At 34.6% G+C, this 13,122-nt stretch carries 10 protein-coding genes and 1 tRNA gene; 7 read left to right on the forward strand and 4 right to left on the reverse strand.

Features of this window, described 5'->3' with window-relative positions; genetic code table 11:
- The first annotated feature begins 137 nt into the window (after nt 1–137).
- The gene (locus AB4865_RS02425; RefSeq protein ID WP_372474146.1) at nt 138–2,249 is read left to right on the forward strand and encodes a tetratricopeptide repeat protein; all 2,112 of its coding nucleotides are present in this window, start codon (nt 138–140) and stop codon (nt 2,247–2,249) included.
- A gap of 10 nt (nt 2,250–2,259) precedes the next feature.
- Nucleotides 2,260–4,470 carry a hypothetical protein gene (locus AB4865_RS02430; RefSeq protein WP_372474147.1) on the forward strand — a complete coding sequence of 737 codons (2,211 nt, stop codon included), beginning with the start codon at nt 2,260–2,262 and terminating at the stop codon, nt 4,468–4,470.
- Nucleotides 4,471–5,035: 565 nt separating this feature from the next.
- Here AB4865_RS02430 and AB4865_RS02435 read toward each other — a convergent pair.
- Nucleotides 5,036–5,617, reverse strand: coding sequence for a tRNA-(ms[2]io[6]A)-hydroxylase (locus AB4865_RS02435; RefSeq protein WP_372474148.1), 582 nt, complete (start codon nt 5,615–5,617; stop codon nt 5,036–5,038).
- A 211-nt stretch (nt 5,618–5,828) separates the two neighbouring features.
- Here AB4865_RS02435 and AB4865_RS02440 point away from each other — a divergent pair, with 211 nt between their 5' ends.
- Nucleotides 5,829–7,022, forward strand: coding sequence for a glycosyltransferase (locus AB4865_RS02440; RefSeq protein ID WP_372474150.1), 1,194 nt, complete (start codon nt 5,829–5,831; stop codon nt 7,020–7,022).
- A gap of 137 nt (nt 7,023–7,159) precedes the next feature.
- Here AB4865_RS02440 and AB4865_RS02445 read toward each other — a convergent pair whose 3' ends face one another.
- A complete protein-coding gene (locus AB4865_RS02445; protein ID WP_372474153.1) occupies nt 7,160–7,822 on the reverse strand; it encodes an epoxyqueuosine reductase QueH in 663 nt (220 codons plus the stop codon).
- A 306-nt stretch (nt 7,823–8,128) separates the two neighbouring features.
- On the opposite strand from AB4865_RS02445, the gene trmB reads away from it, so the two are divergent.
- The 3 genes from trmB (at nt 8,129) to AB4865_RS02460 (ending at nt 11,209) form a co-directional block, all read left to right on the forward strand.
- On the forward strand, nt 8,129–8,803 hold the full coding sequence (gene trmB, locus AB4865_RS02450) for a tRNA (guanosine(46)-N7)-methyltransferase TrmB (RefSeq protein WP_372474154.1): 675 nt from the start codon (nt 8,129–8,131) through the stop codon (nt 8,801–8,803).
- A 1-nt stretch (nt 8,804) separates the two neighbouring features.
- Nucleotides 8,805–9,995 (forward strand): phosphoglycerate kinase, encoded by a 1,191-nt coding sequence (gene pgk, locus AB4865_RS02455; RefSeq protein ID WP_372474155.1) that lies wholly within the window; start codon nt 8,805–8,807, stop codon nt 9,993–9,995.
- A gap of 206 nt (nt 9,996–10,201) precedes the next feature.
- Nucleotides 10,202–11,209 (forward strand): DUF4837 family protein, encoded by a 1,008-nt coding sequence (locus tag AB4865_RS02460; protein WP_372474156.1) that lies wholly within the window; start codon nt 10,202–10,204, stop codon nt 11,207–11,209.
- 40 nt (nt 11,210–11,249) lie between these two features.
- Here AB4865_RS02460 and AB4865_RS02465 read toward each other — a convergent pair whose 3' ends face one another.
- Both AB4865_RS02465 and AB4865_RS02470 read right to left on the reverse strand, forming a co-directional pair.
- Complete coding sequence (locus AB4865_RS02465) at nt 11,250–12,401, reverse strand: PAS domain-containing sensor histidine kinase (protein WP_372474158.1); 1,152 nt, start codon at nt 12,399–12,401, stop codon at nt 11,250–11,252.
- Between the two features lie 223 nt (nt 12,402–12,624).
- The gene (locus AB4865_RS02470; protein ID WP_372474160.1) at nt 12,625–12,894 is read right to left on the reverse strand and encodes a hypothetical protein; all 270 of its coding nucleotides are present in this window, start codon (nt 12,892–12,894) and stop codon (nt 12,625–12,627) included.
- Nucleotides 12,895–12,965: 71 nt separating this feature from the next.
- Here AB4865_RS02470 and AB4865_RS02475 point away from each other — a divergent pair.
- Nucleotides 12,966–13,040: transfer RNA gene (locus AB4865_RS02475), tRNA-Val, on the forward strand.
- Nucleotides 13,041–13,122 lie beyond the last annotated feature (82 nt).

The following is a 13,122-nucleotide window of genomic DNA, read 5'->3' on the forward strand; positions in this document are numbered from 1 at the left end:
TCAAATAAAAAAGCTGGTCGTACTACAAAAGGTTATAATTAAAATAAGTAAATTTTAATCCTATGTCCACCCCCTCCTACCCCCTCGTTTCATTGCAAACCCACCCCAACGAAAACAATCCAAAGGCTTTATTTTCGTTGGGAAAATACCATTATGAAAAGTATGTCCTTTCATATGGAGCAGAAGATTTCTATGCGGCAAAAAAGTATTTGGAAATTTTAGCTGAGCAGAACAATGCTGATGCTCAATTTCTGTTGGGAATGCTTTACAAAACCAAAGAGGGTTCTCATAGCAAAGAGGCGATACATTGGTTTTTACAAGCACAGCAAAACGGAGTTAAGGATGCTACTGACGAGCTAAATCAGTTTCACTATATCAAAGAAAAAGCCGAAAATGGTTGTGCCGAATCCTTGTTCCAATTGGGGGAATACTACGAGTTTCAAGGATTCTATGCCGATGCTGCCGAACTTTGGGAAAAAGCTGCTCATCAGGGATATGTATTAGCACAAAACAAAATTTATGATTTCCACAAAAGTAACCATAATTACGTAGAATCTGAATATTGGGAGAAAGAATTAGCTCAGAACGACAAAGGTAAGCAAATTGATTTGGGAATACGCTGTTTTCAATATAAAGAATATGATAAAGCAATATATTGGTTAAAAAAAGCTGTTAAACAGAAAGTTGTTCCTCTTGGCGATTATTATTACCATTCGACCTGCCAAGAAAATCTAAAAAATGAAATTATTTATTTGTTAAAAAAAATAGTAGAAGAAGAAAATAATCTAAAAGCATTGTCTGTTTTAGAGCAAGAAAACATCTCTTACATAGAAGAATACTATCAATATATCGATAGGTTTGAAAATTTAGCAGAAAAAGGCGATAGTGATGATTATCTGTTTATAGCGAAATGGACTTACCAAAAAGGAAGTTGGAAAAAAGCTCTATATTGGCTTGGAAAATTAGCTGAAACCTATGGCGATAAGCCAATTGATACGCAAGGAATGTGTAAATGGAAAAAAGGAATTAGAAATAATATACTGACCTCCGAATGGGAAGAAAAGTGGAATAAAAAGAAATATATAAGAGCCATTGACATCATAGAAGAAATATATCATTTTCGTTATAATTATTACTTACCACTATCAGGTATGCCGTATTGGGAGAAAAAATTGGCGGAGTTAGGCAATAAAGAAGCACAATATGAAATGGCAAGTAAATATTATCTATATGAAGGAGATTATGAAAAAGCTATCGAATGGTATGAAAAGTCCGCTAAACAAGGATATTACAAAGCTCAATCTAAACTTGGGTTGTTATTATATGAAGGAACAGAAGACCATAACGAAGCTATTTATTGGCTGAATCAAGCCGAACTACAAAAAAAAGATTATGATGAAGATGGTAATCTTCTTCTTCAAGCCAATCCAAAATCCTTTAAAAATTTAACCCAAGAATCATGGCAAATTGTACTCCGTTTGTATGAAATTGCTGCTAAAAAAGGAGATTATTTAGCTCAATTGCATTTAGGTATTTGTTATAACGAAGGTTTAGGTGCAAAGAAAGACCTTGATAAAGCTTTATATTGGCTCAAAAAATCACTTGAATACGAGTGCATAGAGACATTTCGATATCTTGAAGAGACAAAGATTCTTAAAATTGAGAATCCATATTACGAGCAAATCCGAAAAGTGGAAGATGCACAACCCTTAAAATCGGAATTTATACAAGAATGGCTTTCTGCCAATCAAGAATTATTTAACGCATTAGATAATCCTAATTTTGAAGAACAGTTTGAAGTATTTAGTTCTTCGGTTGTTGAAAAAAGTCAAGTCTCTTATATCTTTTTTCAGTTTTACCGAAGTTTCCAAAATTTATTAGGAGTTCCGTTAGAGGTGTTTCGTGATTCTTTAAATGAATACAGGTCGATAATACAAGGTAAGAGGTTGATAGCATATAATGATTGTTGTGAAAAAAATTATTTAATCCCTAAAAATTTAGAAGAGCTTTTTGAATGGGTAATTAAAAATCAAGACCACCCTGAATGTAGGATTTATCTCAGTTACAGAGACGTTCATCAAAAATATGGTTATGGAGAAACGAAACTTTATGAACCCGATTATCAAGAACTATTTGATTTTTACGAAATACGTAACAAGTATCTCTATACGGATGAGTTCGAAGCCTATTGTAAGAAAAGAGCAATAAATTTTCTAAAAACTCAAATAAAACTCCTTTTAAAAAAATAATTTTATTACAATGAAAAAAATACTACTACTTATTTTAATCACTTGTACCTTTGCGGGTTATAGCCAAAAGGTAAATGTAAAAAAATTAATCAAAGAAGCCAACAAAGGCAATGTACAAGCACAAACGGAATTATCCGACAGATATTTTAAAGGGAAAGGTGTAAGGCGTTCCTACGAACAAGCTATTTTTTGGCTCACTAAGGTGGCTGAAAGCGGAAATGTGGAAGCTCAGTTACAATTGGCTAACCATTATTTTGAAGGAAAGAAAATCCGAAAATCTAACGAAAAAGGTGTTTTCTGGCTTGAAAAAGTCGCTGAAAGTGGCGACAAAAATGCTCAATATAGCCTTGCAAAGTATTACAAAAAAGGGATTGGAGTGAAAGAATCTCCTGAAAAATACGTCTATTGGCTTAACAAAGTTTCTGATGATATTATAGAATCTCAGATAGATTTAGCCTATTGTTACAAAGACGGTTATGGAGTTGGAAAGGATATTGAAGAGGCTTATAAATGGCTAAAAAAAGCAATTGCTCAAAACAATGCAGAAGCCAAATACACATTGGGACTATGGATTATTTTGGAAAAAAAAGACTCGGAAAACATAGATAAAGAAGGATTTAGCTTTATACAGGAATCTGCTGAGCAAGGATATCCAGAAGCTCAATTTTTTATGGCTATATCCTACTTAAAAGGAAAAGGAGTTGAAAAGTCGGTAGAAGACGCTGTTGATTGGATTGAAAAGGCAGCCAAACAAGGGCATTCCAAAGCACAAGGTTACTTGGGATATTTTCTTCAAAAAGGGATAGGAGGGCTCCCCATTATGAAAAAGAAAGCTGTTTATTGGTACAACCAATCTGCTAAAAAAGGCGATGCAGACGCTCAAAACCTTATGGGATTGTGTTATGAATATGGTGATTACGTAAAACAATCTAACAAGGCTGCTGTATATTGGTACACACAGTCCGCCAGACAAGGAAATTTAGCAGCACAAAACAATTTGGGAGTTTGTTACAATGCCGGCAGAGGAATCAATAAATCCGTAGAAAAAGCTATTGAACTATATGAGAAAAGTATTAAAGATAAAGAAGGCAGAGAAGTACCTTTATACAATTTAGGAGTAACATATCTGAGGAAAAATAATCGAGAGTTAGGGCTTAAATATTTGTACGAATCTGCAGAAAAAGGTTTTTCAATAGCGTTAAAAACTATAGGGGATTTATATTACGAAGGTCATTACCATAGGCAATCATATGAGGAGGCGATAAAGTACTATCGTAAAGCTCTTGAAAATGTCCGAAAAGACAGTATTTTGGAAAGTGATGCCTCTAAGTTTCAGTTACATATTAAAATGTTAGACAATTACAGTAAATCTGAAATATATTACAATCTGTCCAAATGTTATGACAAAGGCAATGGAGTTGCCAAATCTGAAAAAGAAGCCTTAGAATATGCCATAAAATCAGCTCATCTTTCTAATGAAGATGCATTTAAATTGTTGTTAAAAAAGGCACAAGCAGGAAATATTGAAGCTCAACTTGAGGTGGGAACGTGTTATCAGTATGGTTTAGGAGTAGAGAGGTCAAGTGCTAAAGCTTTCAATTGGGTAAAAAAATCTGCTGAACAAGGTGATTCAGATGCTCAAAATCGTTTAGCTTCTTACTATTATGAAGGTATAGGAGTGCTAAAATCTATTGAAAACGTGTTGTATTGGGCTGAAAAATCGGTGAAGCAAAGAAACCCAATGGCTCAGTGGAATTTAGCTAGGTACTATTTGGATATTTCAAAGGACAGTGTACCCTTAATAAAAGATGAAATAAAAGGAATGAGTTATTTACACGCATCTGCAGGGCAAGGTCATAGTGAGGCTTTAAACTATTTAGGAACTATTTATGAAGAAAAACAAGAGTATGAGAAAGCCTTTGAAAGTTTTTTATTATCCGCAGAAAATAGAAATTTATACGGACAGTACAATTTGGGGAGGTGCTATGAAAAAGGGATAGGTGTTGAAAAATCCTATGAAAAAGCAATGAACTGGTATCTCAAATCTGCTAGACAAGGAAATCCTTCTGCTCAATTCCGTATTGGAAGACTTTATCATTTAGGAGAAGGCATAAAACAATCAGAATTTAGGGCATTAAACTGGTTTGAAAAAGCTTGTGAAAACAATCATAAACAGGCTTGTGAATGTTTGGAACAACTAAAGAATAGAGAAAAATCCTAAAATATCAACATAATCTCTCAACTTGCTAATTGTTACGAAACTAGTGATTTAATAGGCAATAAAGAACCAAAGGAACTCGAATTCCTACGAGCATTTGTAAATTTAAAAAGCAAAAAATGAGTCTTTTGGTGCACATATTACACCGAAGAGATAGGAGAAACTTTACAAAAGAGAAATCCCGTTTAGTTGATTTTGCAGAAATTGCAAGTTTTGCAGGTTTGCAACAAATGTTTTAGAATGTGTAACAAATAATTTTATAAATAAAACCGACTGAAACATAGCTGAAACATTTTGTCTAAAAAGTGCAAAAAAATGAAAGGGTTTAGGCTATTTTAATTTTATAAATCATTTAAAATTAAATGATTGAAACGAAATGAAAAGAATTGTGAAATTATGTTCTACGTCTGTTAATCAGAGGGTCCTTGGTTCGAGCCCAAGAGGGGGAGCAAAATAAAAAAGCAAGTTGGGAGACTTGCTTTTTTATTTTTTATTAACATCAGTAAGAGTTACCATATTCAAATAGCTTTACGATAACTATCATAAAGCTATTTGAATTAAAGATTATTTACCCATGTACGGTTTCTTTTTTTCCGTATTGCTGAATCAGTTCCCCTTCAAATTCCAACCATTCTTTCCAGCGTTTGTCCACATCTACTCGTTCGGTATATTTTTTTGCAAACTTTAAAAAAGTGGTGTAATGTCCTGCTTCTGAAACCATCAATTCTCGGTAAAATTTTGCCAATTCTTGGTCTTTGATATTTTCAGACAACACGCGAAAACGCTCACAACTTCTCGCCTCAATCATTGCGGCAAACAACAAGCGGTCAATAAAAGCATCGTTGCGTGAACCGTCTTTTTTCATAAACTTAAACAATTGATTTACATAATCATCTTTGCGTTCTCTACCCAATGTATAACCGCGTTCTTTGATGATATTGTGCACCATCTGAAAGTGTTGTATTTCCTCAATCGCAATTTCAGACATTGTAGTTACTAAATCCTCATATTCAGAATTTTGCGTAATGATAGTAATGGCATTGGTAGCAGCTTTTTGTTCGCACCAAGCATGGTCTGTTAAAATTTCTTCGATATTGCCCTCAGCGATATTTGCCCAACGTGGGTCTGTCAATAATTTTAAACCTAACATAATGTATTATATTTGTCCAAAATTACGACATTTTTCATAAAACACATAATTGCTATTTTATTAAACACATAGATAGGACAGGTTATATAGAAAAAATCGGCTTATATATAACACCAAAAAGTTTTTTTACCCAAAGAAACCTATGTGCACTATGATTTCTAATGTGTTTAATAAACAAAAAAAACTCTGTGTTTAAAAATTATTCTATTATATGACTATATTATTCATAGGACTAGTTTGGGCAGAACCTACTTCTTCGGCTGCGGGGTATCGCATCATGCAATTGGTAGAACTTTTTCTTCAACAAGGAATGGAAGTACATTTTGCATCAGCGGCAGCAAAATCGGAACGAACAGCGGTTTTCCCAAGTGAAGTCATACAACATCAAATCGTGTTGAATGATAGTAGTTTTGATGAATTTATTCAACAATTACAACCCGATATTGTACTCTTTGACAGATATTTAACCGAAGAGCAGTACGGTTGGCGTGTGTATCAGCATTGCCCTAATGCCCTTACGATACTCGATACCGAAGATTTGCACTTTGTGCGAAAAGCTCGTGAAGAAGCCTACAAAAAACAATCGACTCCTAATTATTATAGTGAAATTGCTAAAAGAGAAATCGCCAGTATTTTGAAATCAGACATTTCTCTGATGATTTCCCCTGAAGAAATCAAAATTTTAAAGGATTTTCAATCGGATAAAAATACGGTTTATTTACCATTTATTCAAGATAAAAGGAATGAGATTAAAGAAAAAATCGATTTTTCCGAAAGAAACGATTTTATGTTTATCGGAAATTTTCACCACGAGCCCAATTTCCAAACCGCAGTTCAACTCAAGAAAAATTATTGGAATCCCATAAAAAAAGCCCTTCCACAAGCGAAATTGTATATTTACGGAGCTTATCCTACCCAAAAAGTATGGGATTTGCACAATGAAAAAGAAGGTTTTATCGTAAAAGGTGCTGCCGATAGCGTAAGCGAAGTCATGCAAAAACACCGTGTATTGTTGGCACCTATTCCGTTTGGAGCTGGTATTAAAGGAAAGTTTTTTGACGCAGCAAACAATGATTTGCCGTGGCTAACTTCATCTATCGGAGCAGAGGGAATGAATATTTCAGAAAATTATATTGCAGATTCTGTAGAAGATTTCACTCAAAAAGCTATTAATTTATACACCAACGAACATTTATGGAACGAAGCCGTCAATTGGGCAAACGATTGGAAAAATCATCAATTTGAAAGTAAAGAATTTGTTCAAATGTTTTTAGAAAAAATACAAACTCTATTGAAAGATATTTCACAACATAGAAATCAAAATTTCATAGGACAAATATTGAAACATCAACAGTTTTCCGCTACCAAATATATGAGTTTGTGGATTGAGGAGAAAAGTAAGTAGTTTTTAATAAGTAAAAAACAGGCTTTTCAAAAATATGAAATGACCTGTTTTTTATTTTTAAAAAGTTCAGAATGAGAGCCTAATAAAAAAATCACTGTACAGCAATTTTATACTTGATACATGTACATAATCCTTAATCAATCCTCATCAGAATAAAACTTCGTCCCCAATTTGATAGGTTCTCTACCGTTGCTCATACGCCATTTGTTGGTATCACGCAGCGAATACACACAACCGCAGTATTCTTGCATATAGAATTTTTCTCGTTTGCTGATTTCAAGCATTCTCGACGAACCACCTTTTTTACGCCAATTGAATGTCCAATATTCCATATTGGGATATTTTTGGGCAGCACGCAACCCACAATCGTTGATTTGCTCCATATTTTTCCATCGCGAAATACCCAACGAACTCGTAATCACATCAAAACCATTAGCTGCAGCATATTCGGCTGTTTTTTCAAATCGCATATCAAAACACATAGTGCAACGAATACCTCTCTCGGGTTCGTCTTCCATACCTTTTGCCAATTCGTACCAACGATCTACATCATAATCGGCATCGATAAAAGGAATGTTGTGTTTTTCGGCAAAGCGTATGTTTTCTTCCTTGCGAATGTCGTATTCCTTGCGGGGGTGAATATTGGGATTGTAAAAATAAATGGTAAAATCAATATCAGAGGCAATTAATGCTTCCATTACTTCGCCCGAACAAGGTGCACAACAAGAGTGCAACAACAATTTTTTTCCTTCGCTTGGTAAGGTCAATTTTTCGCGTGTAAATTCTTTTGATTTGTCCATAGTTTTATCTTTTTCAGTGCAAACTTAGTGAAAAATTTAAACAATAAAAGACAAAATAAATGTTCAAAAAGTGATGACCTAATCAATTTAAAAGTGCATAAAGGGAAAAATTATAAACAAACGTTTGAAAAAAACACCCAAATGTCTCTAAACAATTGATTTAAGGACGTTTTTTTATTATAATCAATTTTTAAATTTCTTGTGCTATCTCTTTGTAACTAATACTTTAAAACCCTGTCCCAAGATATTAGGGATTCATACTTGATACTTCATTCAAAATCCCTATTTTTGTAAAAAAATTTTATCGTGGGAAGTAAAAACAAACTAAAACGCTTTAGAGAAAACGAAACATTTGCCAATGTATTGCAACCAAAAAGAGACGAATTAATTGACAATCTTTTTCAATGGAAAGGCAAATGGAATAGTGAATATTTCAAAAACGACCAACCTATCGTATTGGAATTGGGTTGCGGAAAAGGTGAATATACCGTAGCACTTGCAAAGAGAAATCCAGACAAAAACTATATAGGAATCGACATCAAAGGAGCTCGTTTTTGGCGTGGTGCCAAAACAGCTGTGGAAGAAAACTTGCAAAATGTAGCTTTTCTTCGCACACAAATCGAACTCATCGAACAGGCGTTTGCTCCTGGAGAGGTGTCTGAAATTTGGATTACTTTTCCAGATCCGCAAATCAAATACAAACGCACCAAACACAGATTGACCAACCAAGAGTTTTTGGCTCGATACAAAAACATTTTGAAAGCCGATGGTGTGGTAAACCTAAAAACCGATAGCGAATTTATGCACGGATACACTTTGGGATTGCTACACGGTGCTGGACACGAGGTGCTGTATGCCAACCATCATATTTATAAAAACGAAGGAGCTCCCGAAGAGGTTACAGCTATTCAAACTTTTTATGAAAGTCAATATTTAGAGCAAAACAAACCCATTACATATATAAAATTTAAAATAAAATAATATGAAAACCATCAACGATTTTAATTTTCAAGGAAAAAAAGCAATCATCCGTGTAGATTTTAATGTGCCTTTGAACGAACTGTTTCAAGTAACGGACGACAACCGTATTTTGGCAGCAAAACCTACGATTGACAAAATTACCAACGAAGGCGGAATTGCTGTATTGATGTCGCACTTAGGAAGACCAAAAAACGGAAAAGAAGACAAGTTTTCATTGCGTCATATCGTAAGCAAAGTAGAAGAAGTATTAGGAAAAAAAGTTTACTTTGTAGAGGACTGCATCGGTGAAGAAGTAGCAAAAGTTATCGGTCAAGCACAGCCAGGCGAAGTAGTATTGTTGGAAAACTTGCGTTTTTACAACGAAGAAGAGGCAGGAGATGTGGACTTTGCAAAACAATTGGCACAACATGGCGATATTTATGTAAACGATGCCTTTGGTACAGCTCACCGTGCACACGCTTCGACTACAATTGTTGCACAATTTTTCCCACAAGACAAATGTTTTGGTTCGTTGTTGGCAAAAGAAATCGAAAGCATCGACAAGGTTTTAAATTCGTCTGAAAAACCAGTAACAGCCGTATTGGGAGGTTCGAAAGTATCGTCAAAAATCACGATTATCGAAAATATTTTAGACAAAATAGACCACATGATTATCGGTGGAGGTATGATGTTTACATTCATCAAAGCCTTGGGAGGAAAAATCGGAAATTCGATTGTAGAAGACGATAAAATCCAATTAGCGTTGGATATTTTAGAAAAAGCAAAACAAAAAGGTGTGCAAATTCACATTCCGGTAGATGTAGTGGCAGCAGATGCTTTCTCAAACGATGCCAATACACAAATTGTAGATGCCAACGAAATTCCAGACGGATGGCAAGGATTGGATGTAGGGACTAAGACCTTAGAAAACTTTGCCAAAGTAGTAGCCGATTCAAAAATCATTTTATGGAATGGTCCGTTGGGAGTATTTGAATTAGAAAAATTTGCAAAAGGAACCATCGAATTAGGAAACTATATTTCAAAAGCAACTGCCAATGGAACATTCTCGCTTGTAGGAGGAGGAGACTCTGTAGCCGCAGTAAAACAATTTGGCTTGGAAAAACAAATGAGTTATGTATCAACAGGAGGAGGAGCCATGTTGGAAATGCTCGAAGGAAGAGTTTTACCAGGAATTGATGCGATATTGAAGTAAAAACAAATAAAAACAGGCTGCCTGAAACAATCGGACAGCCTGTTTTGTGTTGTACGAACGCCATTCTGCGGTGAAAAACACAGTTATTTACCGCAAATATTGCGGAGAATAATCAATGGTTTGAATCAATCTATTTTTTCAGTAAAGTACTTTTCAATCATTTTCACAAATAAAACCATTATATTTGTAAAAGATAAAAAAGAAACGTGAGAAACATACATTTACTGGTATGGATAGTCTTTGGGATGCTGTTTTTTATACAATGCAATCAAACCAAAACCATTACCAACGAACATACATCTATTGGAAAAAAGAACGAAATAAGTATTGTAGTCGAAACCGAATTATGGAATTCGTCCATAGGAGATTCGATTCGAAAACAAGTACTGAAGTCTTCGTTTGCCTTTTTAGAAACAGAACCCTGTTTTGATTTGGTTCATTATACCCCACGATTATTTAAAGAAGAAGCAAAAAAATCGAGAAATATATTATATATCAGTAGCGATACGTCGATAGACACCTTTGAATACAAGAAAAACAAATACGCTTCACCTCAAAATTATTTTCTCATTTCGGCAACTTCAACTGAAAAACTAAACGAACTCATTTCAAAAAATGCCGATAGTATAATAAAGGTGTATAAAGAAACAGAAATAGAACAAGAAAAACACTCTTTGAAAGACAGAGGTGTGCATTCACAAAAAAATTTCGAAACCCTTTTTGGGATAAATATGACATTGCCCTTAGACTATCATTTGGCAATGTATTCGGAAGAACCCTTTTTATGGTATCAAAAAACCTTGCCATCAGGAGATGTAAACATTATCATTTACGAAGTATCATTTCTCGATTTGAAAAACAATCAATCGATAGAAGAAATATTTCTCCAAGCTCATGATTCTATAGGGAAAAATTTTGTCAGAGGTGTCAAAGAAAATACCTATCTAAAAACAAGTGAACTCATCAAGATAAAAAAATCTACCTACGACGAAGATATTTTAGATGTATATCGCATCAGAGGTACATGGCAAATGGAAAACGACATTTTAAAAGGAATGTTTATAAGTTATGTATTTAGGGACGATTATTACAATCGATTTCTCATAGTAGAAGGAATAATCAATGCACCCAATAAGCCTCATAGAGATTTTGTCATAGAAATGGATGCTATATTTCAATCCGTAGATTTTTACAAAAGCAACATGCCTTTTTAGAACCATAGCCTGTTTACACAATGATAAACAGGCTTTTATATTAATTTCTCTTTTTATAAGTAATCAAAAAAGTAGTACCTTTATTTAGTTCTGAGTGTAGCACTTTGATTTTTCCTTTGTGATAAGTCTCTACAATGCGTTTAGTAAGCGACAATCCTAATCCCCAACCACGTTTTTTAGTAGAATAACCAGGTTCAAAAACCGTTTGAAATTTATTTTTCTCTATACCTTTCCCCGTATCGATGACAAAGATTTGAACATAAGGATCGTTGTATTTGATGCGAATCGTGATTTTTCCCTTACCTTTTATAGCATCAATAGCATTTTTTACCAAATTTTCGATTGTCCAGATATGCAAAGTCGAGTTGAGCCAAATCGGAACAATATCAGCGGTTGACTCAAATCTAAATTCGATTTGTTTCGAGCTACGAGCCTGCAAATACGAAAAAGATTCACGAGTCAAATCCACAATATTCAGTAATTCCAAATCCGTTTTCGAACCAATTTTAGAAAAACGATCAGCAATGATTTGCAATCGATGCACATCCTTTTCTATTTCATCCAGCATTTCTTTAGGTGTATTTTCCATACGCAAAAGTTCCGTCCATCCCAAGAGCGAAGTCAAAGGAGTACCAATCTGATGAGCCGTTTCCTTTGCCATTCCCGCCCACAATCTGCTTTCTGTTGAGGATTTCAAGGTTTTAAAATAGCTTACAACCAAAATCCCAAACAGCAACAAAATCAAAATCAACGCCAACGGATAAAATTTCAATTTTGTAATTATCGTCGAATTTCCATAGTAAATAAACTGATTTTCAATAGGATGATTGATTTCAATCGGCGGATTTGCTGACTTCAGTTCTTTGAGCAATTTCAATTGAGCATCATAAGATTTATATTTATTGACGTCAATATTCGCTAGATTCAAAATGCTATCCTTACCATTGGTGAGGATAATCGGAATCGAAGTATTTTTTATTACGATTTGAGACGGAAAATCGATGTCAGTATGCTCAGGATCAGCGTTGTTTATCGTTTCGTAAGCCTTTGCCCAAATCTCCATTTTTACACGCTCTTCCTCACGGAAAGAGATGAAAATCAAATAAGTGTTCCACAATATCAGCGAAACAATAACAAACGAAAACATTAATAAAATCCATCGAGTAGTAATATTGTTTTTAAACGAAAACATATTAATGATATTTTTCGCAAGATACAAAAACGCACCACCAAAACAAAAAAAGATTAATTTTTCAAAATGATTTGGGCGTGCCACTCCGCCCGTTCCTCCTCGTACCTCGTCGGCACGAGCTAGGTGTCGCGTCGTCCGCTATATCTTTTGTGTCGGCATTCGCGACCACAAAAGGATGCCGCTCCCACCGCTCACGCAAATAGTTGGAAAAAGGAATATTTTTTTACAGTATATATTGTAGAGTTAAATCCAACTTCGCCAAAGTTGAAACCACTGAGTTAATATTTTGACGAAGTTTTTTTAATCCGATAGATACATAGACTACATAGGTTATTTTATACGCAAAGGTCTCTGTTTCCTCCAAAAGCATAGCATCTCTGTTTTTTTGTTGTAAAAAGAAAAGAAACAGCGACAATCCGTGTAATTTACGAGAGAATTCACAAAGCGTATCGAAAGTATCCGTTGAAAACCAATTGTTTAAAAAATATTTCAAAATTTTTCTTCAAAACATTTGGAAGATAACAAAAACTTGTTCTATCTTTGCAATCCGTTCAAAGAGATAGGGGGCGATTAGCTCAGCTGGTTCAGAGCACCTCGTTTACACCGAGGGGGTCGGGGGTTCGAATCCCTCATCGCCCACGAAAGAAAAAAAACTAAAAAAGTTTTGTGTTTTAGAAAAAACTTTCTACTTTTGCAACCGCTTTAGAAACGAAGCGTTTTG

It is taken from the genome of Capnocytophaga sp. ARDL2, assembly GCF_041530365.1.
Classification (GTDB): Bacteria; Bacteroidota; Bacteroidia; order Flavobacteriales; family Flavobacteriaceae; genus Flavobacterium.

Bases quoted from the DNA above. Each gene is read 5' to 3' on its own strand.
- AB4865_RS02430 (WP_372474147.1), top strand. From the start codon at position 2,260: ATGAAAAAAATACTACTACTTATTTTAATCACTTGTACCTTTGCGGGT.
- AB4865_RS02465 (WP_372474158.1), bottom strand. From the start codon at position 12,401: ATGTTTTCGTTTAAAAACAATATTACTACTCGATGGATTTTATTAATG.
- AB4865_RS02445 (WP_372474153.1), bottom strand. From the start codon at position 7,822: ATGGACAAATCAAAAGAATTTACACGCGAAAAATTGACCTTACCAAGC.
- AB4865_RS02435 (WP_372474148.1), bottom strand. From the start codon at position 5,617: ATGTTAGGTTTAAAATTATTGACAGACCCACGTTGGGCAAATATCGCT.
- pgk (WP_372474155.1), top strand. From the start codon at position 8,805: ATGAAAACCATCAACGATTTTAATTTTCAAGGAAAAAAAGCAATCATC.
- AB4865_RS02440 (WP_372474150.1), top strand. From the start codon at position 5,829: ATGACTATATTATTCATAGGACTAGTTTGGGCAGAACCTACTTCTTCG.